This is a genomic window from Amycolatopsis sp. YIM 10 (assembly GCF_009429145.1).
In the GTDB taxonomy this organism is placed as follows: domain Bacteria; phylum Actinomycetota; class Actinomycetes; order Mycobacteriales; family Pseudonocardiaceae; genus Amycolatopsis.
Genome location: NZ_CP045480.1, coordinates 9,292,245 through 9,314,210 on the forward strand (window position 1 = coordinate 9,292,245; position 21,966 = coordinate 9,314,210).

The window sequence follows — 21,966 nt, forward strand, 5'->3', positions numbered from 1 at the left end:
GTGTGGTGTCGAGAAGCGGCCCAAGCCGGAAGAAGCGGGCGCGAGTCCGAGGGCGGGCGCGGCCGGGCGAAAGCGAAGCGGGCGCGAGCCGGGAAGTGGACGCGGCGTGAGGTCGGGAAGTGAGCGCAAGCCGGAAAAGCAGGCGGATCCGAGAGACGAGCGCGGCAAAGCTGGAGAAGCGAGCGCGGATCCAAGAAACGGCGAGGCACAAGAAGAAGCGGGCGCCCGGTGGGACAAGCAAGAAGGGGCGCAAGCCCAGCAGGGTCAGGGGCGCGGGCGGACCAGTTGCGTCAGGAATTCCTGGTTGGTTTCCGTCTTACGCAAGCCGTCCAGCAAGGTCTCGGTGGGGTGCTCCTGGCTTTCCAGTGCGCGCCGCAGGGTTTTGACGGTGCTGGCTTCGGCGGGGCAAACAAGTAGGTCGTCCCGGCGGGTGCCGGACTGGGGTAGGTCGATGGCCGGCCACACCCGCTTGCTGGCCAGGCGGCGGTCCAGGCGTAGTTCGGCGTTGCCGGTGCCCTTGTACTCCTCGAAGATGACCGTGTCGCCGACCGAGCCGGTGTCGATCAGGGCGGTGGCGAAGATGGTCAGCGAGCCACCGTTCTCGATGTTGCGGGCGGCGCCGAGGAAGCGCTTGGGCGGGGTCAGCGCGGTCGAATCCACGCCACCGGACAGAATCCGGCCCGAGGCCGGCGCGGCCAGGTTGTAGGCGCGGCCCAGTCGTGTCAGGGAATCCAGTAGTACCACCACATCCCGGCCCTGTTCGACCAGGCGCTTGGCGCGTTCGATGGCCAGCTCGGCCAGGGCCGTGTGATCGGCGGGCGGTCGGTCGAAGGTGGCGGCGATCACCTCACCGGGCACCGCGCGGGAGAGATCGGTCACCTCTTCCGGACGCTCACCGACCAGCACCAGCATCAGGTGACACTCCGGGTGGTTCTTGCTTATCCCGTGCGCGATCGCTTGCAGCACCGAGGTTTTCCCGGCCTTCGGCGGCGCCACGATCAACGCGCGCTGCCCCTTGCCGACCGGCATCACCAGGTCGATCGCGCGGGTGGTCAGCTCGTGCCGCTCGGTTTCCAGGCGCAGTCTTTGGTTGGGGTACAAGGGAACCAGGTCGGCGAAGGCCGGACGGGATCGCCGCCGCGGGTCGTGGCCGTTGACCGCGGTCACTTCCCCGTTGTTCGCAAGGGAAATCAGGTCGCCGCGACGCAGTCCCAGGTCGCGGACCACCTTCTGCGGGATGGGCACGTCGTCCGGGCCGGGCAGGTAGCCATCGGCCCTGACCTGGGCGCGGTTGCCCACGATGTCGAGTATTCCGTTGGTAGTCATGATGAATCCTTCTGAAGAGAATGAATGAAGGGGCCGGCGGATCAGCACCGGTACAAGAACTGAAAGGCAGTCTGAGCGGGAGGCGTGGCCTGCATCCGCCAGAGGAGACTTCACCACGGTAGCCCAGCGGGGCGGTGGAGCGCAACCTGGAACCTCGGCGGACCTCGGCGCGTCACATCTCGAATACCCGAACCGAGGAGGACACTCGATGAAGTACGGCAGGACGGTCGCGGCGCTGGTCACGGCCGGGCTCGCGGTCAGCGGCCTGACCGCGGCGCACGCCGCCGGAGCCCAGCCGGTCTACTTCGTGCACGGCTACAACGACACCGGCAAGTCGGACTGCGCGTCCCTGTGGGGCAACGCGATCGACTACTTCACCGAACGCGGCAAGAGCCGGAGCGACCTGAAGACCGTCGGCTACTACGCGGGTGACTCCAACTGCGACGTCACCGTCGCCAACGCCAGCACCGGCACGCGCATCAAGCACGTCGCCGCCGATCTGGCGAACAGGATCTACCAGGACCACACCAGCAAGGGCGAATCCGTCGAGATCGTCGGGCATTCGATGGGCGGGCTGGTCACGCGCGTCGCGCTGCTCGGCTCGGCGCAGGGCTGGGAGGGTTTCCCGAAGGGCAAGCTCAAGGTGAGCGACGTGGTCACGCTGGCCACCCCGCACCAGGGCATCACCGACCCCGGCAAGTACAACAGCACCCAGTGGGACTCGATGAAGCCCGGCTCCACCTTCATGGACGTGCTGCACGCGCCGGAGAACCGGCTCACCGAGAGCTGGGCCAAGGGCACCGACTGGAGCTTCGTCGGGTCCGATGAGGACGGTACGGTCAGCTACGACTCGGCCATCGACAAGGGTTACCACGCCGACCACAAGTACCGGTACCGCCCGGACGCCGACTACGACATCTCGCACACGAACATCCGGAAACTGGCGCCCGGCAAGGAGAAGTTCAACCTGCGCTACTGGCACTCCAGTGCGGGCAAGGAGCACGACACCACCAACGGCTGGGCGCCGCTGGAGACGGCCTACAACGCGTTGAGCCGCAACGGGGACTGGTAAGCCCGGTCAGAGGCGGTCGACAGCGGTGACGTGCAGCACCGCGGTCCCCGCCTCGTCCGACGCCGCCAGGTCGACCTCGGCGCTGATGCCCCAGTCGTGGTTGCCGTCCGGGTCGTCGAAGATCTGGCGCACCTTCCACAGTTCCGGCTCCCGCTCGATCATCAGCAGCGCCGGACCACGCGCATCGGGGCCGATGCCCAGCTCGTCGTGCTCCTCGAAGTACTCCTCCATCGCGTCTTCCCACTCGTCGGCGGTCCAGCCGGACGCGGCATCCAGCTCGCCGAGTTCGTAGTAGTTCCGCCGGGCCGCCAGTTCGACCCGCCGGAAGAGCTGGTTCCGCACCAGCACGCGGAAAGCGCGCTCGTTGCGGGTGACCGGCGGCGGTCCTTCCGGCAGCGCCGGCGGCGCGTGCGGGTCGTCGGAATCGGGGTGCCGCAAGGCTTCCCACTCGTCCAGCAGGCTGGAGTCGACCTGGCGCACCAGTTCGCCCAGCCATTCGATGAGGTCCTGCAGCGGTTCGGTCTTCGCCTCGTCCGGCACGGTGTGCCGCAGCGTGTCGTAGGTGTCGGCGAGGTAGCGCAGCACCAGCCCTTCCGAGCGGGCCAGCTGGTAGAAACCGATGTACTCGACGAAGTTCATCGCGCGCTCGTACATGTCGCGCACCACGGACTTCGGCGAGAGCTGGTAGTCGTCCACCCACGGGTGACCCTGGCGGTAGCCGCGGTAGGCGACCTCCAGCAGTTCCGCCAGCGGCTTCGGGTAGCTGACCTCCTCCAGCAGCTCCATCCGCTCGTCGTACTCGATGCCCTCGGCCTTCATCGCCTGCACGGCCTCACCGCGCGCCTTGAACTGCTGCTGCGACAGCACCGGCCTCGGGTCATCCACAATGGATTCCACAATGGACACGACGTCCAGCGCGTAGCTCGGCGACTCGGTGTCCAGCAGCTCGATCGCGGCCAGCGCCAGCGGCGACAGCGGCTGGTTCAGCGCGAAGTCGAACTGGAGGTCCACGGTCAGCCGGACGATCCGGCCCTGCTCGTCCGGTTCGTCCAGCCGCTCCACCACCCCGGCGGCGAGCAGCGCGCGGTAGATCGCGATCGCGCGCAGGATGTGCTTGCGCTGCGCCGGGCGGTCCTCGTGGTTGTCCTCGAGCAGGTGCCGCATCGAGTCGAAGGCGTTGCCCGGGCGGGAGATCACGTTCAGCAGCATCGAGTGGCTGACCCGGAAGCTGGAGGTGAGCGGCTCCGGTTCGGCGGCGACCAGCCGCTCGAAGGTGCTCTCGGTCCAGTTCACGAAGCCTTCCGGCGCCTTCTTGCGGGTGATCTTCCGCTTCTTCTTCGGATCGTCACCGGCCTTCTCCAGCGCCTTGGCGTTCTCGATGACGTGGTCCGGCGCCTCCACCACGACGTAGCCGTCGGTGTCGTAGCCCGCCCGGCCGGCGCGCCCGGCGATCTGGTGGAACTCGCGGGCCTTGAGGTGCCGCTGCCGCACGCCGTCGTACTTGGTCAGCGCGGAGAACACCACCGTGCGGATGGGCACGTTGATGCCGACGCCGAGGGTGTCGGTCCCGCAGATCACCTTGAGCAGCCCGGCCTGGGCCAGTTGCTCGACCAGGCGGCGGTACTTCGGCAGCATGCCGGCGTGGTGCACGCCGATACCGTGGCGCACCAGGCGCGAGAGGGTCTTGCCGAAGCCCGCGGCGAAGCGGAACTCGCCGATCATGTCGGCGATGGCCTCCTTCTCCGCCTTGCTGGACACGTTGATGCTCATCAGCGTCTGCGCGCGTTCGATCGCCGCCGCCTGGGAGAAGTGCACCACGTACACCGGTGCCTGGCCGCCGTGGAGCAGCTCGGACATGGTCTCGTGCATCGGCGTGAGCGCGTAGCGATAGGTCAGCGGCACCGGCCGCTCCGCGGAGGTGACCACCGCGGTCTCGCGCCCGGTGCGCCGGGTCAGGTCCTTCTCGAAGAAGGAGACGTCGCCGAGGGTGGCCGACATCAGCACGAACTGCGCCTTCGGCAGCTCCAGCAGCGGGATCTGCCACGCCCAGCCGCGGTCGGGCTCGCTGTAGAAGTGGAACTCGTCGGCCACCACCTGGCCGACGTCCGCCCCGGCACCGAACCGCAACGCGATGTTCGCCAGGATTTCGGCCGTGCAGCAGATGATCGGCGCGTCGGCGTTGACGCTGGAGTCGCCGGTCATCATGCCCACGTTCGCCGGGCCGAAGATCTCGATGAGCTGGAAGAACTTCTCCGAGACCAGCGCCTTGATCGGGGCGGTGTAGTAACTGCGCCTGCCGTGGGCCATGGCGGTGAAATGCGCGCCGACGGCCACCATGCTCTTGCCGGATCCGGTCGGCGTCGACAGAATCACGTTGGCGCCGGAGACGACCTCGATCAAGGCCTCTTCCTGCGCCGGATACAGCTCCAGGCCGCGGTCGGCGGCCCAGTCGGCGAAGGCTTCGAACAGGGCGTCGGGCTCGGGCACCGCCGGGATGCGGTCGTCGAGTCGCTGGGTGCTCGGTGCGGGCTGTGTGCTCATCAGGGAAGTCATCGTGCCATCTCCGCCAGCCGGACGGGCGGGGGTGATCGCGCCACGAAGGCCGAACCCGTAGGCTGCGCATACCGCGCACCGACAGGGGGAAGCCTGGACCGGAGCGCATACGGTGGGTGATTGGCGGAGGACAGGTAATGGCACAGGACATCGTCCCGGTCGAGCTCGGGTTGCCCCAAGGTGACCTGGTGACCCTCTGGGCACCGCGCTGGCGGGAAGACGGCGAGGAATGGGAAGCCTTCCTCGGCGACGAGGAGGACCTGTACGCCTTCCCCGACGCGGCCCACCTCGCCGCGTTCGTCCGGACGGCCGAACAGCACGACCTGATCGACCACCCGGCGTGGCACGCGGTGCCCGCGCTGAACGTGCCGGAGCTGATCCCGGACGACGACCACTCCTACGACCTGGTCGGCGTGCCCGAGCTGGTCGCCGAGGAGCCGGACTCCTGGACCATCGGTGAACTCGCCGAGATCGTCGGCATCGTGCGCTCGCTCGCGGACGTCTGCGAGCTCGAAGAGGTGCACGAGGTGCTCGACAGCTGCGAGGGCTTCTCGCTGCTGGAGCAGGGCAGGCTGCCGTTCACCGGCCGCGAGGGCGAGCGCCTGTGGACCGATCTGTCCGAGGCCGTCTCCGAGAAGTGGGACGTCGTGCTCGACGCGATCGACGGCCTGGTCACCGTGCCGGACGTGGACGCCACCCTGCTGGAGCAGACCGCCGAGGAGCTGGCGACGTTCCTGGAGGAGTCGGCCGAGGCGGAGGCCGCCGCGGCCGAGGGCACCGACGACGACCTCGAAGCCGTCGACGGCGATGACGCCGAGGCCGAAGAGGACGAGGCGCCCACCGGGTTCTGGGCCGAGGTCGGCATCGACCCGATCAAGATCGTCACCAAGTCCGACGAGTACTACTCGCTGCGCTGCTACCTCGACGACGAGCCGATCTTCCTCGGCTCCGACGGCCGGATCGACGTCTACAGCTCGCCGCGCGCGCTGTCCAGGGCGCTGGCCGAGCCGAAGGAACTGGCCGGCAGCGAGCTGGCCGAAGTGTCCACTTGGGACGAAGTACTGGCCAAGGCCACCGGCGGGGACCTGGAGATCGAGGTCCACGAGGACAACACCTACGTGCTGGCCGGGCTGGACGAGGACATCGCCGAGGGCATCGACGCGATCGACCCGACCCAGCTGGAGCTGGCGGTGGAACTGCTCACCGACACCGCCGACTGGGCCGACGACGACAGCGTCGGCGAGGCGCTGCAGAAGTCGGAGAGCCTGGGCTGGCTGGTCAACTTCGTGATCGAGCCGGACCCGACGCGCCTCGCGCCGAGCGCTCCGTTCGACGCCGAGGAAGGCGCCTGGCGCAAGCTGGTCGAGTCCTTCGAGGATCGCCTGCGCACGCACTAGTCGCACTAGTCCCGGCGGCCGCACCGCCACGCAAGCCAGCTTCAAACACCTAGTCCCGTTCGGCGTGTACTGGGGTCAGCCAGATGGCCAGTAGCGGGAAGACCGCGGCCACGCAGAACGCCAGCGCGTAACGGGAATCGCCGATCACCAGGCCGAGCAGCGGCGGCGTGGCCGCCGCCGCGATGTTCTGGCCGGTGTTCTGCGCGCCCATCGCGCGGCCCGCCCACGCGTGTCCGGCGAGTTCGGCGGAGGCGGTGAAGCCGAGGCCGTTGTCGCTGACGCTGATCACCGCGGCCAGCACCAGTGCGATCACCACCAGCCAGGGTGCGGTGGCGTCCCCGGCGGCGACCAGCAGCATCACCGCCGCGCTGGCGACGGCGAGCCGGCGCATCGGGCGCAGCCTGCTGCCCACCCGGTCCGACCAGTACCCGGTGCCGATGCGCGCGAGCGCGCCCAGCGCCTGCACGGCGGCCAGGAACCAACCGGCGGCCAGCGGACTCCAGTCCCGCACGGCCACCAGGTAGACCGGCGCGAAGGCCGAAACGGCGAACTGCGGCACCACCAGCAGCGCGCTCGCGCCGTGCAGTCGCCAGAGCACGGGCGTGCGGTACGGCGACGGCGGTTTGGCCGGTGCGCCCGCGACCGGCTCCGGGCGCGGCGGATCGGTGACCAGTGCGGCCACGAGCACCGCGACGAGGATCGCCAGCAGCCCGGGGAACAACAACGCGGCGCGCCAGCCGTGCGCCTGGGCGAGCGGCGGCAGCGCGAGCGCCGCGATGCCGACGCCGATCGGCTGCGCGGTCTGCCGCAAGCCCATCGCCATGCCGCGCTCGCTCGCGCTGAACCAGCCCATCACCACCCGTCCGCTGGCGGCGTTCACCGACGCCGTGGCGGCACCGGCGAGCAGGAAAACGCTGAACAACACGGGCAGTGAAGTCGGGTTCAACGCGGTGTAGCTCAGCAGCAGGCCGGAGGCGCCGAGGCCGAGCGCCATGATCAGTCGCTCTCCGTAACGGTCCGCCGCGGCGCCCCACACGATGAGGGTCAGCAATAGCCCGATGGAAGGTGCGGCCACCACCGCGCCGGCGGCGGCGAGGGACAGCCCCTCGATCTCCTGGAGCACCGGCACCAGGAACGGGATGCCGTAGAGAAAGGCGCAACTCGCGGCCTGTGCGAGCAGCCCGAGCGCCAGTACCAGCCAGCGGCGGCGACTCGCGGTGACCGTCTGCGCCATGCGTCCTCCCAAATAGTGGGAGCCAACTCCTACCATTTGGACTTTACTTCGCAAGGCTAAATAAATCAAGCCCCGCCCGGAAAGCCGCGTCCGGACGGGGCTGGAAGTAGCGCGCAGGTCAAGAACCGATCAAGTCCGCATAACCGGGCTTGATCACGTTATTGATGATATCGAGCCGTTTGTCGAAATCGAGGAATGCGGACTTCATCGCGTTGATCGTGAACCACTGGAGATCGGCCCAGCCGAATCCGAAGGCCTCGGCCAGCAAGGCGAACTCGCTGGACATGGTGCAACCACTCATCAGCCGGTTGTCGGTGTTCACCGTGACCCGGAAGCGAAGCCGGGTGAGCAGGCCGATGGGGTGCTCGGCGATCGAGGGCGCGGCGCCGGTCTGCACGTTGGAGGAGGGGCACAGCTCCAGCGGGATCCGGCGGTCGCGCACGTAGTTCGCCAACCGTCCCAACTGGACTTCCCCGCCGGCGGAGGTCTTGATGTCGTCCACGATCCGCACGCCGTGCCCGAGTCGCTCGGCACCGCAGTGCTGAATCGCTTCCCAGATCGACGCCAGCCCGAAGGCCTCACCTGCGTGAATGGTGAAATGGGCGTTGCTGGTGCGCAGGTACTCGAATGCGTCGAGGTTGCGGGTGGGCGGGAATCCGGCCTCCGGACCGGCGATGTCGAAACCGGCCACGCCATTGTCGCGGTAGCGCACCGCCAGCTCGGCGATCTCGTGTGCCCTGGCGTGCTGTCGCATCGCGCAGAGCAGCGTGCTCATGTGGATCCGCCCGCCCTTGGCCGCGACCCGGCGCTCACCCTCGGCGAACCCCTCCTGCACGGCTTCGACCACGGCGGGCAGTGACAGGCCGCGCTCGACGAACAGCTCCGGCGCGTACCGGACCTCGGCGTAGACCACCCCGTCGGCCGCGAGGTCCTCCGCGCACTCCGCGGCCACTCTGACCAGTGCTTCTTCGGTCTGCATGACCCCGCAGGTGTGCGCGAAGGTCTCCAGGTACGACTCCAGCGAGCCCGAATCCGCCGCGTCACGGAACCACCGGCCCAGCTCACCCACATCGGTCGTGGGCAGGCCTCGATAACCGATCGAGTCAGCGAGATCAATCACCGTGCCGGGGCGCAATCCGCCATCGAGGTGGTCGTGCAGCAGCACCTTGGGCACACGGCGGATGTTTTCGGGGTCCAGAGTCTGGGACGGCATATCGGACGACATGCGACAACGGTACTTGCGCGCACCGCTGAGGGGCTGCGCCGATCGGGTCTTGCGGGGCGGGCTACTGTGGTGAACATCGGTCACCTACGTGGCCGTAACTCTGAGTCTCGACTTTACCCAGAGCTTTCTCGATCATGGACCCTAATCGGCCATCGAGTTGAGCGTGACATTTACATTTCACGGGCCGGATACTGTGAGCAATTGGACGATCGCTAAGCTCGGCCCCAGTCCCTTTTCCCCGACGGAGGACACCGCAGTGACCACAGACAACCACCTTGGGGCCCCGTCCTTCGACCGGATGCGCAACATGCTGGTGCGCGCCGCCGAGGTCAGGGAGAGCGAGCAGCAGCAGATCTTCGACGCTCTCGACGACATCTACGCCCGTCTGGCCCCGGTGGACTCACTGGGCGCGGTGCGCAAGCGACTCTCCGAACTGCCCGACCGGACCGAGGTCAGCGTGCTGGCCGAGCGGCTGGACGAGGCGATGTCCCGGCTGGAAGCGCAGGACAACGCGCTCGCCGAGATCGCCCGCGCGGTGGACGGCCTGGTGGACAAGCTGGCCAAGCCGTTCGCCCAGCTCGACGGTCGGCTCGACGGCGTCGGCGCCCGGTTCGAAGGCGTGGCCGGCCGGATGGACGGCCTGGAGGACAAGCTCCAGAACATCCACCGCCGCATCGACGAGCTGAACGGCCACCTGGACAAGCAGGACAGCAAGCTCGACTCGATCCCGCAGTCGGTGCACGGCCCGGTGCGCGAGCGCATCGACACCGCCGAGGCCACGCTGCGTGAGCGGATCGACGCCGGCGACAGCGACCTGCGCGCCCGGATCGAGGACCTGGACAGCGCCACCAAGGACCGCATCGGCCAGAACACCGAGGCGCTCAAGACCGCGCTGACCGAGACCGGCGAGATGATCGACGCCTCCGACCGGCTGGAGAAGCTGGGCAACCGGCTCGAGCAGGTCACCAACCGCCTCGACGACCTCGGCAGCAGGCTGGACAAGGTCGAGGACGGCTTCGCCGCGCAGCTCGGCGACCTGGACGGCTCGATCAAGAGCGGCCTGTCGAAGGTCGAGGGCACGCTGAACGCCCGCCCCGACACCGACTCGGTGACCTCGCTGGTGCGCAAGAGCAACGAGGAGTCCGAGCGGCGCATCGGCGGCCAGCTGGACGAGGCGATGGCCACCTTCGCCGAGCTGATGCTCGGTGGCGGGCCCGCTTCGCCGCAGCCGGTGGTCGCGGTGTCCCCGCCCGCCCCGCGGCAGCCGCGGCGCGCCCGCAACGGCCGCGCGCCGAAGGCCGCCGACGCCAAGGCCAAGTCCTCCGGTGAGGGCGAAGACAGCAGCGACAGCTGAGCTGATCCGACACAGAGGTGGGGCGGCACCCTTCGGGGCGCCGCCCCACTGTCACGTCCGGGACCCGGTCAGCGCAAGGTGTTCAGGACGACCGGGCTCGGCGCGGGAGCCGTGTCGGTGATGGTGAACGAGCCGTCCAGGGCGCGCAGGGCGCTCGGGACGGCTTCCGGGGTGTCGGTGTGCAGCTCCAGCAGGGGCGCCCCGGCGGTGACCCGGTCTCCCGGTTTCGCGTGGCACAGGATGCCCGCGGCGTACTGCACCGGGTCCTCCTTGCGCGCCCGTCCGGCGCCGAGCCGCCAGGCGGCCACGCCGACCGCGTAGGCGTCCAGTGTGGACAGCACCCCGTCCGCCGGAGCTTCCACGATGTGGACGTGCTTCGGCACCGGCAGCGCGGCCTCCGGGTCGCCGTCCTGGGCGCGGATCATCCGGCACCAGGTCTCGTACGCCTCCCCCGAAGCCAGCACGGCCGCCGGGTCCACCTCGGGCAGCCCGGCCAGCGCCAGCATCTCGCGTGCCAGCGCCACGGTCAGTTCGACCACGTCCGCCGGACCACCACCACGCAGCACCTCGATCGCCTCGGCCACCTCCACCGCGTTGCCGACCGCGCGGCCCAGCGGGGTGCCCATCTCGGTGATCAGCGCGGTGGTCGCCACGCCGTGTGCCTTGCCGATGGCCACCAGCGCCTCGGCCAGTTCCACGGCCTGCGCCCTGGTTTTCATGAACGCGCCGGAGCCGGTCTTGACGTCCAGCACCAGGCCCGCCGAGCCCTCGGCGATCTTCTTGCTCATGATCGAGCTGGCGATCAGCGGGATGGACTCCACGGTGGCCGTCACGTCCCGCAGCGCGTAGAGCTTGCGGTCCGCCGGGGCCAGCGACGGCGTCGCCGCGCAGACCACCGCGCCCACCTCGTCGAGCTGCCGGGTGATCTCCTCGGTGGACAGCGCCGCCCGCCAGCCGGGAATGGACTCCAGCTTGTCGAGCGTGCCGCCGGTGTGGCCGAGCCCGCGCCCGGACAGCTGCGGCACGGCCGCCCCGCACGCGGCCACCAGCGGCGCCAGCGGCAGGGTGATCTTGTCGCCGACACCGCCGGTGGAGTGCTTGTCCACGGTCGGCCGGGACACCGCCGGCGAAAGGCGCTCGCCCGAGTCGATCATCGCGCCGGTCCAGCGCGCGATCTCGCCGGAATCCATGCCACGCAGGAAGATCGCCATGGCCAGCGCGGACATCTGCTCCTCGGCGACCACGCCGCGGGTGTACGCGCCGACCACCCAGTCGATCTGCTCGTCGCTCAGCCGTCCACCGTCCCTTTTGGACCGGATGACGTCGACGGCGGCGAACGGTTCCACGGCGCTCATGCGGGCAGGTGCTCCGGGCCGAAGGCGTCCGGAAGCACCTGGGACATCGGGAGAATGCCGCTCGGGGTGTCCACAAGGCACTCGGGACCGCCGTGTTCGTAGAGCAGCTGGCGGCACCGGCCGCACGGCATCAGCAGGTCGCCGTCACCGCTGCGGCAGGCGACCGCGACCAGGCGGCCACCACCGGAGAGCCGCAGCTGCCCGGCCATCGTGCACTCCGCGCACAGGCCGAGCCCGTACGAGGCGTTCTCCACGTTGCACCCGGTGATCTCGCGGCCATCGTCCACAATGGCCGCGACGCCGACCAGAAGTCCCGAGTACGGCGCGTAAGCGAGCTGCGCGGCGCGAACCGCGCTCGCCCGCAACGCGTCCCAGTCCACAGAAGACTCAGTCACCTTCGCCTCGCCGGTACTTCGCGCCGATCTTCTTCGGTGGCCGCAGTCGCTGCGACGCCACCGCCAGCACGATGATCGTGACGAAGTGCGCCGAGTACGGGATCAGGTCGCTCGGCAGTTCGTCGTTGGACCAGTAGATGAAGTACAGGATCCCGGCGCCGACCACGCCCAGCGCGGCCGCCACCCACTTGCGGCGGATCAGCTGGATCACCACGATCACGCCGAGCAGGATCACCGCGCCGTAGAGCAGCGCCAGCACCGCCGACCCGCCACCGGAGAGCTGCAGGCCGTCGGCGTACCCGAACAGCGCCGCGCCACCGAGCAGGCCGCCCGGCCGCCAGTTGCCGAAGATCATCGCGGCCAGGCCGATGAAGCCGCGGCCGTTGGTCTGGTTCTCCAGGTAGTCCGCGCCACCGGGCAGCAGCACCAGCGAGGCGCCACCCATGCCGGCGAGCCCGCCGGACACCGCGAGCGCCACGTACTTGTGCACGTAGACGTTCACGCCGAGGGACTCCGCGGCCACCGGGTTCTCCCCGCACGAACGCAGGCGCAGGCCGAACCGGGTCTTCCAGAGAATCCAGTAGCTCACCGGGATCAGCAGGATCGCCAGCATGGCCAGCGGTGAGACACCGGTGATCAGGCCGCGCACGATGCCCGCCACGTCGGAGATGCCGACCCGCTGCGCGTCCTCCAGGTCACCGAGCCAGTCGGAGAGGAAGGTGGCCGAGTAGGTGTCGAACTTCTCCACCGGCGGCGACTGCTTCGGATTGCCCGACAGCGGCCGGAACACCAGGCTCGCCAGGTACTTCGCCACGCCGAGGCCGAGCAGGTTCAGCGCCACCCCGGAGACGATGTGGTTGACGTTGAAGGTGACCGTGGCGATCGCGTGCAGCAGGCCGCCGAGCGCGCCGAGCACGATCGCGGCCACCAGCCCGGCCCACGGGCCGCCGTAGTAGGCACCCCAGGCCGCGCCCCAGGTGCCGAGGATCATCATGCCCTCGAGGCCGATGTTGATCACGCCGGAGCGTTCGGCCCACAGCCCGCCGAGCCCGGCCAGCAGGATCGGCAGGGCGAGGCGCAACGCCGTCTGCGAGGTGTTCGACGAGGTCAGGTCGGGCACGCCGGTCAGGTACGAGGTGGTGGACAGCACCACCAGCGCCGCCGCGGCCCAGATCATCGCGCGGGCCCAGCCCGGCAGCCGCCGCTTCGGCTTGGCCTCGGTCACGGTCATCGGCGCGGGCGCCGGGTTGGTATCGGTCGGCACGCTCACACCGCACCCCCTTCGCTGACGTCGGCCGGCTTGCCGCGCTTGCGGCCGTTGCCCGCCAGTGCCCGGCCGACGCGCCGCTGTTCGGCGGCCAGGTCGGCGCGCCGCACGATCTCGTACGCGACCACGACGGACAGCACGATCGTGCCCTGCATGATGGTGGCGATCTCCTTCGGCACCTGGATCTGCTCCAGGGAAACCGCCGACTTGTCCAGGAAGGCCCACAGCACCGCGCCGAGCGCGATGCCGGCGGGGTGGTTGCGGCCGAGCAGCGCCACCGCGATGCCGGTGAAGCCGTAGCCCTGCGCGGCGGTGATGGCGTAGACGTGGTCGCGGCCGAGCAGTTCCGGCAGCGCGACCAGCCCGGCGACCCCACCGGAGAGCAGCATCGCGATCAGCGTCATCTTCTTGGCGTTCACACCACCGGCCGCGGCGGCGGTGGTCGACTCGCCGCTGGCCTTCAGCTCGAAGCCGAAGCGCGTGCGGTTGAGCATGAACCAGTACGCGCCGCCGACCGCGATGGCGATCAGCACGAAGCCGAACAGCTCACCGAGGCCGCCGAGCGGGATGCCGGGGATCAGGCCGGAACCGTCGATCGGCTCGGTGTGCACGTTGTTGCCGCGTTGCACGCCGAACTGGTCGGGATTGATCAGGAAGGCGATGATGCCGATGACGATCGAGTTCAGCATGATCGTCGAGATGACCTCGCTGACCCCGCGGGTCACCTTCAGCACCGCCGGGATGGCCGCGTAGAGCATGCCCGCCAGCACCGCGACCAGGATGATCACCACGGCGTGGATGACCGGCGGCAGGTGCAGCGCGCCACCGGCGATCGCGGCGACCACCGCGGCGAACCGGTACTGGCCCTCCACGCCGATGTTGAACAGGTTCATCTGGAAGCCGATCGCCACCGCGAGCCCGGCCAGGTAGTACGGCGTGGCCAGGTTCAGCGTGTCGATCGCGGTGGTGCCCTTGAACAACTGGGCGATCATCGTGCCGAACGCCCGCAGCGGGTCGGCCCCGGAGATCAGCAGCGCCACCGTGCAGATCAGCACGGCGAACACGATCGCCAGCAGTGGTGGCAGCAGCTTGGTGCGCCACGAACTCATGCGACTTCACCTTCTTCAGCGGCACCGGTCATCGCCGAGCCCAGTTCCTGCGGCGTCACGGTCGCCGGATCGGCCTCGCTGACCAGGCGCCCGCGCAGCATGACGCGGATCGTGTCGGACAGCCCGATCAGCTCGTCCAGGTCCGCGGAGATCAGCAGCACGGCCAGCCCGTTCGCGCGGGCGACGCGGATCTGCTCCCAGATCAGCGCCTGCGCGCCGACGTCCACGCCGCGCGTCGGGTGCGAGGCGATCAGCAGCACCGGGTCGCCGGAGAGTTCCCGGCCCACCACGAGCTTCTGCTGGTTGCCGCCGGAGAGCGCGGCGGCGGGCACGTCGATGCCCGGGGTCCGCACGTCGTAGTCGGCGACGATCCGCTCGGTGTCCTTGCGCGCGCCCGCGATGTCCAGCAGTTGCCCGCTGGCCACCGGTTTGCGCGTCTGGTACCCGAGAATTCTGTTGGCCCACAACGGTTGTGTCAGCAGGAGGCTGTGCCGCGTGCGGTCCTCGGCGATGTAGCCGATACCGGCCTCGCGGCGGGCGAGCGTGCCGAGCTTGGTCAGGTTGCGGGCCTTGCCGTCGGCGTCGACCAGTTCGACCGTGCCGCCGGTGGCCTTGCGCATGCCCATGATCGTCTCGACCAGCTCGGTCTGCCCGTTGCCCTCGACCCCGGCCACGCCGAGCACCTCACCGGCGCGCACGCTGAACGAGATGTCGTCGAGCACCGCGCGGTCCGAGCCGTCGACCTCCAGGCGCAGCCCCGAGATCCGGAGCACGTCGCGATCGGTAACGGTGGATTCGCGGGTCTCCGGGCTGGGCAGTTCGCTGCCGACCATCATCTCGGCCAGCTCGCGCGAGCTGATCTTCTTCGGGTCGGCCGAGCCGACCGTGGTGCCGCGGCGGATCACCGTCACCGAGTCGGCGATCGCGCGCACCTCGTCGAGCTTGTGCGAGATGAAGATGAAGGTGAAACCCTGGCGCTGCATGTCGCGCACGGTCTCGAACAGCGCGTCGACCTCCTGCGGCACCAGCACCGCGGTCGGCTCGTCCAGGATGACGATCTTCGCGCCGCGGTAGAGCACCTTGACGATCTCGACCCGCTGGCGGTCGGCCACGCCGAGGTCCTCCAGCAGCACGTCCGGATCGGCGCGCAGGCCGGTGCGCTCGGCCAGTTCGGCCAGCCGCGCCTTGGCCGCGCGGCCGATGCCGTGCAGCGACTCGGCGCCGAGCAGCACGTTCTCGCGCACGGTCAGGTTGTCGGCGAGCATGAAGTGCTGGTGCACCATGCCGATCCCGGCCCTGATCGCGTCCTGCGGGTTGCGCAGCTCGACCTGGGTACCGTTGACGGTGATGGTGCCCTCGTCCGGCCGCTGCATGCCGTAGAGGATCTTCATCAGGGTGGACTTGCCGGCGCCGTTCTCCCCGCAGACCGCGTGCACCTCGCCCTCGTACACGGTCAGATTGACGTCGGAGTTGGCGACCACGCCGGGAAAGCGCTTGGTGATCCCGGTCAGTTCGACCACCGGCCTGCGTGACCCGGGCTCGGGCTGCGGCTGTGTCATGACTACGAATGACTCCCGGAAACAACGCGGGGGGCCCGCCGGACGGGTTCGCCGCCGGAGGGCCCCACGCGTGTGTGAGCTAGCGGATTTACTTCTGCGGCTTGTCGGACACGGTGATGGCGCCGCTGATGATCTGCGCCTTGTACCCGTCCAGCACGTCCTTGATGTCGTCGACCTTGCCACCGGAGGTGGCGTAGCCGACACCGTCGACCTTGAGGTCGAACCGCTTGGGCAGGGTGGTGGTGTCACCCTTGGCCACGGCCTTGATGAAGTCGAAGACCGCCACGTCGACGCGCTTGATCATCGAGGTGATGATCACGTCCTTGGCGTTCTCCACCGTCTTCTGGTTGTACTGGTCGGAGTCCACCCCGATGGCCAGCGCCTTGCCGGAGGACTTCGCGGCCTCGAACACGCCCTTGCCGGAGGCGCCGGCGGCGTGGTAGATGACGTCCGCGCCCTTGTTGATCTGCGCGGCGGCCTTGATGTTGCCCTTGCCGGGGTCGTTGAACCCGGAGATGTCACCGGCCGGCGTGAGGTACTCGTCCTCGATCTTGGCCTTGGACGAAGCCGCCTTCACGCCCTGCAGGAAGCCCGCCTCGAACTTCTGGATCAGCGGGGTGTCCACGCCGCCGACAAAGCCGACGTGGCAGCTCTTGCTCTTGTAGACCGCGGCGACGCCGGCCAGGAACGAGCCCTGCTCCTCGGCGAAGACCAGCGGGGTGACGTTCGGCGCCTGCACCGAGTCGTCGTCGACGATGGCGAACTTGGTGTCCGGGAACTTCGGCGCGACCGCCTTGATGGAGTCCGCGTAGGCGAAGCCGACCGCGATGATCGGGTTGAAGCCCTCGGTGGCCATCTGGTTGAGGCGCTGCTGCTTCGAGTCCTCGGACTCGGTGCCGGTGGCGGTGCTCTCGCTGATCGCCGGCACGCCCAGTTCGGCCTTGGCCTTGTCGGCACCCGCGGCGGCGGCGTCGTTGAACGAGGCGTCCCCGCGGCCGCCCACGTCGTAGGCCAGTCCGACCTTCAGCTTGGAGGCGTCCACCTTCTCGCCGTCCTGGGCCTGGCTCGTCGCGCCAGGGGCCGCGGCGGGCGGCTTGGGCGCGGTGACGCAACCCTGCGCGCCCTGGTCGGCGGGTGCGGCGGCATCACCGCCGGTGTTGCCGGAATCCTTCGCACAACCGGCCAGCGCCAGCACACCGGCCATGGCGACGGCGGCCAGTGTGCGATTGCGTGTACCGCGCACGGTGCTTCTCCCTCCCCGCTGCTCTTTCACAACGGTGCCCGCGAACAACCCGGCCCCACTGCCGGGTTCGACGGGCGAACCGTACCCGGCCGCCATGACCGGGACACATCGACGGCACGCTACGTAACCCAAATGTTTGTTCACGATTCGTCCGTGCGATCGATCGTGTACTCATGGTCACCGAAGCGTGGGGTCCCACAAGGCGCTTTGTGGGACCCCACGAGAGCGGAACGCCCAGCTCAGGACGCGGGTCGCAGGTGCACGGTGAAACCGCCGTGCTTCGCCACCGGCAGGTCGAGCACCGAAGCCGGGGTCACCTGCTGCGTCGAGAAGGTGATCTTCTGGTCGGCACCGTCCGCGTACACCTCGGCGATCCAGTTCCCGGGCGGCAGGAAGCCGAGACCGGTGGACAGCCGCGTCGCCTCCCCGGCGATGATGCCGCCGACGAACCACTCGGCGCCGGAGCGCCGCGCCAGCACGGCCCGCTTGCCGGGGTCGCCGTCGAGCAGCTTCGTCTCGTCCCAGGTCGTCGGCACCACGCGGAGCAGTTGCTCGGCCAGCGGCTGCTTCGCGTAGTTGGCCGGGCTGTCCGCGAAGTGCTGCACCCCGGATTCGTACACCACGGACAACGCCAGCTCACCGGCGTCGCTGTTCGGCCGCACCCCGCTGAAGGTCACCGGGGTGAAGTCCATCGAGCCGGTGAGGTTCCTGGTGAACGGCAGGGTCAGGTAGTGCTCGGCGGGGAACGGCTGCCTGCCCGGCTTGGGCTTGGTGCCCTCCGCGCCCTTGACCGCCTCCACGGTGACCACGTGCGGCCAGGTCCGCTCGGTGCCGCGCGGGATCGGCGCGCCGTGGAAGTTCAGCATCAGCCGGTACTTCGCCGCCGCCTCGAAGACCTCGTCGTACCAGCGCATGCGGTCCTGCCCGTCGGACTCCACGAAGTCGATCTTGAGCCCGGCCGCGCCCCAGTCGGCGTACTGCTTGAACAGCTTCTCGCGCTCGCTGTCGGTGTCGATGGTCTGCCAGCGCACCCACAGCCACGTCTTCACGTTCCGCTGGTTCGAGTAGGTCACCAGTTCGGGGATCCAGCTCGCGTCCCAGCCGGAGTCGACCAGGTTGTACTCCCAGCCCTGCTTGCTCGCGTAGTCCACGTAGTTCTTCTGCTTCTGCAGGTCACCGGTGCCTTCGGCCCACCACGACCAGGCCGCGACGCCCGGCTTGATCCACGAGGTGTCGGCGATCTTCGACGGGCTCGCCAGGTCGGTGCCCAGATCGCTCTCGGTGACCGTGGCCAGGTCGCCGACCACCATCGTGCGCCACGGTGTGGCCAGCGGCCCGGTCGAGGTCTCCGTCGGATCGGGCAGCACGAGCCGGAACGAGCCGTCGTCCAGCTTCAGCCGGGAGCCGCCGTATCGTCCGTCCAAATCGGACTCCATGAGGGCCAGCCAGCTGTCGCCGACGTGGAACAGCGACGGGTAGCCGTATTCCACCGGCGCCTGGGCGGACACCTTCGCGTGCGTGTGCGCGCTTTCGTAGTCGCCGCGGCCGTTGTCGTAGGGCAGCAGGAAGGAGTCCGCCTCGCCGGGCACCCGGAACTCCGAGGCCTCCCGCACCACGGTCACCCATTTCGGGCTCGGCACGACGTACCGGTAGGCGACCCCGTCCGCGGCCACCCGCACCACCAGCTCGAACGGCTGCCCGGATTCGGCGGTCAGCTTCAGCGTCAGCTCGGACGCCTCCAGGCTGTGCTGCTTCCGGCGCCCGGTGACGGTGGAGTACTGCTCGCTGACCACCCGCTGGGTCAGGCCGGTGAGTTCCAGCCCGGTGGTGAAGTCGGCGTGCGCCGCCTCCAGGCCCAGCGCCGACTGCTCCAGCACGGTGGTCGCCCCGCGGCGCACGCCGAGGCTCAGCCTGCCCGCCTGGTCCAGCGCCACCTCCGCGACCGGAGCGCCCGCCCGCGTGGACATCCCGGGCGCGGTGATCGTCCAGTGCTCGCCCGCGGCGCCGAGCGCGGGCACGGCGACGGTCATCGAACCGGCCACCAGCACGGCGGCCGCTATCGCGCGTTTCCTCATTGAGCCTTCCTCACTGACAGGTGAGCCGGGGCCCCGCCCAGTCACCGCGGTCGTAGGCGTTGCCGTCCCCGCCGTCGGTGACCACGAGCCGCAGGAAGCGGGCTCCGGTCAGGTCGGCGGACAGCGTCGTGGCGGGGTCCTGCCAGGTGCGGACCCCGCTCGCGGCGGCCACGCGGCCGTCCGCCCAGATCTCGAAGCTCGCCGAACCGCGTTGCTGCGCCGGTTCGCGTTCGTCGTCGACGCCGACGTCGGTGGTCAGGGCCGAGCACCGGCCGTCGAGGAAGAAGACCACTTCGCTCACCGCGTGCGCGCCGATCCCCTTGGCGTAGGTGACCCCGTTGATGGTCAGCGGTTTGCCGTCACCGGCGGGCACGCTGCCGTTGGACATGTCCTTCTCGGGCGGCCCGTAACCGTTGCGCGCCAGCACCCAGCCGACGTCGCTGAGCGCACCGGCCCCGGTGGGCGGCGCCGGTGGCACGGTCACCGTCGCCGGTGAGGTCGAACCGCCGGTGCCGTGCCCGAAGGTGCGGTAGCCGACGGTGCCGGTCAGCTCGGCCGTGCTGCCTTCCGCGCCGGCCGGTGGTACCACCCGCCAGCGCGCGGTCGCCGCTTCTTCCGTGCCGACCAGCCACTTCCCCGGTTTCGCCAACTGCTCGACCGGCCAGCCATCGGGCGCGCGCAACTCGGCTCGCACTCCAGCCACCGGGACCCGCGCGTGGTTGGTCGCCGAGACCGTGACCTCGAACGGCTGCCCGGCCGGGGTGATCGTGCCGGGCACTCCCGGTGCGTGCGCTGCGATTTCCAGGCCCGTGCTGACCAGCGGTTCGTACCGCGCCCAGTCGTGCGCGCCGACCTCGATCCGGTAGATCACCGTCGCGTGCGGCGGCACCAGTGCGGAGATCCGGCCCGCGGTCTGGAAGTCCTTGTGCTGCCACACATCCCGCAGCGCGTACCCCGGCCGCGGCGGCAGGCCGAGTTCCGCCGCGCTGGTGGAGATCCGCTGGTGCGCCTCGCCTTCGTTGAACAACGCGACCGCGACGTCGCCGTTGGCCAGCGGCTTGCGCAGCACCCAGCGGCCTTCGCCGCCGGAAACGATGTCGGCCTGCTTGCCGAGCTTGTCCTGGTCGAGGTCGATGACCTCCTTGTTGCGCAGGATGTCCAGGTGCTCCGGGGAGATCTCCCGCAGGTCGGAGCCGATCAGCAGCGGCGCGGCCATCATCGCCCACAGCCCGAAGTGCGAGCGGTACTCGGTGGTGGTCATGCCGCCGTTGCCGACTTCGAGCATGTCGGGGTCGTTCCAGTGGCCCGGCCCGGCGTACTGCGCCAGCGGCGCGTTGCGCTTGAACAGGTCCACGGTTTTGGCCCAGGTGTCGTTGATGTCGCCGGTGGTCCGCCACAGGTGCCCGACCTCGGCACCCCATTCCCACGGCTTGTTCTCGCCCCATTCGCACAGCGAATAGACGATGGGACGGCCGGTCTTCTTCAGCGCGTCCCGCATCTTCGTGTAGCGCTCGATTGCGGGCACGCCCTGGTTGTTGCAGTTGTCGTACTTGAGGTAGTCGACACCCCAGTCGGCGAAGGTCTGCGCGTCGATGTCCTCGAAACCGAGCGAACCCGGCATCGTCTTGGCGCAGGTCCGCACCCCGGCGCTGGTGTAGATGCCGAACTTCAGGCCCTTGCCGTGCACGTAGTCGGCGAGCGCCTTGATGCCGCTGGGGAACTTCACCGGGTGCGGCAGGTACCGCCCGGTCACCGGATCCCGTTCGGCCGCGGCCCAGCAGTCGTCGACGTTCACGTACTCGTAGCCGACGTCCTTGAGTCCCTTGCTGACAAAAAGATCCGCCATGTCGCGGATCATCTGCTCGTTGATGTCGCAGCCGGTGGTGTTCCAGTTGTTGAACCCCATCGGCGGGGTCGGCGCGAGGCCGTCCGGCAACGCCCGCGCCGCGGGTGCGATGGTCAGGCCGGAGGTCACCAGAACGGCAGCGAGCATGGTGCGTACGAAGGTTTTCACCACTTCCGCCTTTCTCAGACGAACTGGTATGCCTGGTAACCGCGAATGAGCTGATAGGTGTTCTTCAGTCCCGCGCTCTCGATGCTGCGGTAGATGCCCCATTTCGGGCGCAGGTAGTTCTTGTCACGCCACAGGTCGACGTTCGTGGTCCGGTAGTCGACCACGGTGGTGCCGCCGTCGCGGATCACCACGCGCAGATAACCGCCGCTGTTCGAAGCCTTGAACTCGAATTCGAGGTCGATCCACTTGTTCTGCAGCGCGGTGTACCCGGTGAGGTCGTGCTCGATGTTCGAATCGTCGTCGCGCAGGGTCAGCACGGTCAGCCGGGGCGTGGACTTCTGCCGCGGCGTCAGCGTCCACAGTGGACCACCGACGTCCTGGACCTTCATCTGCATGATGTGGGTGAACTTGGTGGTCGCGATGAGCGTGCTCGGCCAGTACGCCTGGTAGGTGATGCGCCAGGTGGTGTCCTTGCCGATCTTCAACGCGGTGCCGCCGGAGCGCATGCCCTTGGCTTCGTTGCGCTGCCGGTCGGAGCCGTCGCGATCCTGGGTGTGCATGTCGAAGCGGTACGCGCCGTCGGCGATGTAGATGTGCTTGACGCCCGGGTGTGAGCCGGCGCGGTCGTCCTCCAGCCCTTCGAAGGCACCGAGTCCGTCCTTCGCCGGGTCCGGGTTCCACTTCAGCGTCCAGGACGCCGCGTGCGCGGGCGCCGGGGCGAGCAACCCGGCACCGAGCACGCCGGCGCCCATCGCGATGGCTCTTCGCCGATCCAGTTCAGCCATTTC

General features: G+C 69.2%; 16 protein-coding genes. 3 read left to right on the plus strand and 13 right to left on the minus strand.

Annotation, left to right across the window (positions count from 1 at the left end; genetic code table 11):
• Positions 1 to 264: 264 nt before the first annotated feature.
• The gene (locus tag YIM_RS43055; RefSeq protein WP_153035839.1) at positions 265 to 1,326 is read right to left on the minus strand and encodes a transcription termination factor Rho, short form; all 1,062 of its coding nucleotides are present in this window, start codon (positions 1,324 to 1,326) and stop codon (positions 265 to 267) included.
• Positions 1,327 to 1,534: 208 nt separating this feature from the next.
• Here YIM_RS43055 and YIM_RS43060 point away from each other — a divergent pair, with 208 nt between their 5' ends.
• Complete coding sequence (locus tag YIM_RS43060) at positions 1,535 to 2,398, plus strand: triacylglycerol lipase (protein ID WP_153035840.1); 864 nt, start codon at positions 1,535 to 1,537, stop codon at positions 2,396 to 2,398.
• A 6-nt stretch (positions 2,399 to 2,404) separates the two neighbouring features.
• On the opposite strand, the gene YIM_RS43065 is transcribed toward YIM_RS43060, so the two are convergent.
• On the minus strand, positions 2,405 to 4,939 hold the full coding sequence (locus tag YIM_RS43065) for an RNA helicase (protein ID WP_153035841.1): 2,535 nt from the start codon (positions 4,937 to 4,939) through the stop codon (positions 2,405 to 2,407).
• Between the two features lie 149 nt (positions 4,940 to 5,088).
• Here YIM_RS43065 and YIM_RS43070 point away from each other — a divergent pair, with 149 nt between their 5' ends.
• Entirely contained in the window at positions 5,089 to 6,348 is a 1,260-nt protein-coding gene (locus YIM_RS43070; protein ID WP_153035842.1) for a primosomal protein, read from the plus strand.
• Between the two features lie 49 nt (positions 6,349 to 6,397).
• On the opposite strand, the gene YIM_RS43075 is transcribed toward YIM_RS43070, so the two are convergent.
• Positions 6,398 to 7,582 (minus strand): MFS transporter, encoded by a 1,185-nt coding sequence (locus tag YIM_RS43075; RefSeq protein ID WP_153035843.1) that lies wholly within the window; start codon positions 7,580 to 7,582, stop codon positions 6,398 to 6,400.
• A 118-nt stretch (positions 7,583 to 7,700) separates the two neighbouring features.
• Positions 7,701 to 8,807: an adenosine deaminase gene (locus YIM_RS43080; protein ID WP_370468927.1), complete on the minus strand. Its 1,107-nt coding sequence runs from the start codon at positions 8,805 to 8,807 to the stop codon at positions 7,701 to 7,703.
• 256 nt (positions 8,808 to 9,063) lie between these two features.
• Here YIM_RS43080 and YIM_RS43085 point away from each other — a divergent pair, with 256 nt between their 5' ends.
• Positions 9,064 to 10,161, plus strand: a complete 1,098-nt coding sequence (locus tag YIM_RS43085) for a PA containing protein (RefSeq protein WP_153035844.1) — start codon at positions 9,064 to 9,066, stop codon at positions 10,159 to 10,161.
• Positions 10,162 to 10,229: 68 nt separating this feature from the next.
• On the opposite strand, the gene YIM_RS43090 is transcribed toward YIM_RS43085, so the two are convergent.
• The 9 genes from YIM_RS43090 to YIM_RS43130 form a co-directional block, all read right to left on the minus strand.
• The gene (locus YIM_RS43090; RefSeq protein WP_153037625.1) at positions 10,230 to 11,507 is read right to left on the minus strand and encodes a thymidine phosphorylase; all 1,278 of its coding nucleotides are present in this window, start codon (positions 11,505 to 11,507) and stop codon (positions 10,230 to 10,232) included.
• Positions 11,508 to 11,512: 5 nt separating this feature from the next.
• A complete protein-coding gene (locus YIM_RS43095) occupies positions 11,513 to 11,911 on the minus strand; it encodes a cytidine deaminase (RefSeq protein WP_228004372.1) in 399 nt (132 codons plus the stop codon).
• The gene (locus tag YIM_RS43100; RefSeq protein WP_153037627.1) at positions 11,904 to 13,142 is read right to left on the minus strand and encodes an ABC transporter permease; all 1,239 of its coding nucleotides are present in this window, start codon (positions 13,140 to 13,142) and stop codon (positions 11,904 to 11,906) included. The genes YIM_RS43095 and YIM_RS43100 overlap by 8 nt, the downstream gene beginning before the upstream one ends.
• Positions 13,143 to 13,177: 35 nt before the next feature.
• Positions 13,178 to 14,287 carry an ABC transporter permease gene (locus YIM_RS43105; RefSeq protein WP_153035845.1) on the minus strand — a complete coding sequence of 370 codons (1,110 nt, stop codon included), beginning with the start codon at positions 14,285 to 14,287 and terminating at the stop codon, positions 13,178 to 13,180.
• Positions 14,284 to 15,846, minus strand: a complete 1,563-nt coding sequence (locus YIM_RS43110; RefSeq protein ID WP_153035846.1) for an ABC transporter ATP-binding protein — start codon at positions 15,844 to 15,846, stop codon at positions 14,284 to 14,286. The genes YIM_RS43105 and YIM_RS43110 overlap by 4 nt, the downstream gene beginning before the upstream one ends.
• A gap of 88 nt (positions 15,847 to 15,934) precedes the next feature.
• Complete coding sequence (locus tag YIM_RS43115) at positions 15,935 to 17,050, minus strand: BMP family protein (protein ID WP_370469050.1); 1,116 nt, start codon at positions 17,048 to 17,050, stop codon at positions 15,935 to 15,937.
• Positions 17,051 to 17,328: 278 nt separating this feature from the next.
• Positions 17,329 to 19,164 carry a glycoside hydrolase family 97 protein gene (locus YIM_RS43120; protein ID WP_153035848.1) on the minus strand — a complete coding sequence of 612 codons (1,836 nt, stop codon included), beginning with the start codon at positions 19,162 to 19,164 and terminating at the stop codon, positions 17,329 to 17,331.
• A 10-nt stretch (positions 19,165 to 19,174) separates the two neighbouring features.
• A complete protein-coding gene (locus YIM_RS43125) occupies positions 19,175 to 21,178 on the minus strand; it encodes an NPCBM/NEW2 domain-containing protein (protein WP_228004373.1) in 2,004 nt (667 codons plus the stop codon).
• A 14-nt stretch (positions 21,179 to 21,192) separates the two neighbouring features.
• Positions 21,193 to 21,963, minus strand: a complete 771-nt coding sequence (locus YIM_RS43130; RefSeq protein WP_153035849.1) for a hypothetical protein — start codon at positions 21,961 to 21,963, stop codon at positions 21,193 to 21,195.
• Positions 21,964 to 21,966: the final 3 nt, after the last annotated feature.

Bases quoted from the DNA above. Each gene is read 5' to 3' on its own strand.
- YIM_RS43100 (WP_153037627.1), bottom strand. From the start codon at position 13,142: ATGACCGTGACCGAGGCCAAGCCGAAGCGGCGGCTGCCGGGCTGGGCC.
- YIM_RS43130 (WP_153035849.1), bottom strand. From the start codon at position 21,963: ATGGCTGAACTGGATCGGCGAAGAGCCATCGCGATGGGCGCCGGCGTG.
- YIM_RS43055 (WP_153035839.1), bottom strand. From the start codon at position 1,326: ATGACTACCAACGGAATACTCGACATCGTGGGCAACCGCGCCCAGGTC.
- YIM_RS43075 (WP_153035843.1), bottom strand. From the start codon at position 7,582: ATGGCGCAGACGGTCACCGCGAGTCGCCGCCGCTGGCTGGTACTGGCG.
- YIM_RS43070 (WP_153035842.1), top strand. From the start codon at position 5,089: ATGGCACAGGACATCGTCCCGGTCGAGCTCGGGTTGCCCCAAGGTGAC.
- YIM_RS43110 (WP_153035846.1), bottom strand. From the start codon at position 15,846: ATGACACAGCCGCAGCCCGAGCCCGGGTCACGCAGGCCGGTGGTCGAA.
- YIM_RS43105 (WP_153035845.1), bottom strand. From the start codon at position 14,287: ATGAGTTCGTGGCGCACCAAGCTGCTGCCACCACTGCTGGCGATCGTG.
- YIM_RS43060 (WP_153035840.1), top strand. From the start codon at position 1,535: ATGAAGTACGGCAGGACGGTCGCGGCGCTGGTCACGGCCGGGCTCGCG.
- YIM_RS43115 (WP_370469050.1), bottom strand. From the start codon at position 17,050: ATGGCCGGTGTGCTGGCGCTGGCCGGTTGTGCGAAGGATTCCGGCAAC.
- YIM_RS43120 (WP_153035848.1), bottom strand. From the start codon at position 19,164: ATGAGGAAACGCGCGATAGCGGCCGCCGTGCTGGTGGCCGGTTCGATG.
- YIM_RS43065 (WP_153035841.1), bottom strand. From the start codon at position 4,939: ATGAGCACACAGCCCGCACCGAGCACCCAGCGACTCGACGACCGCATC.
- YIM_RS43080 (WP_370468927.1), bottom strand. From the start codon at position 8,807: ATGTCGTCCGATATGCCGTCCCAGACTCTGGACCCCGAAAACATCCGC.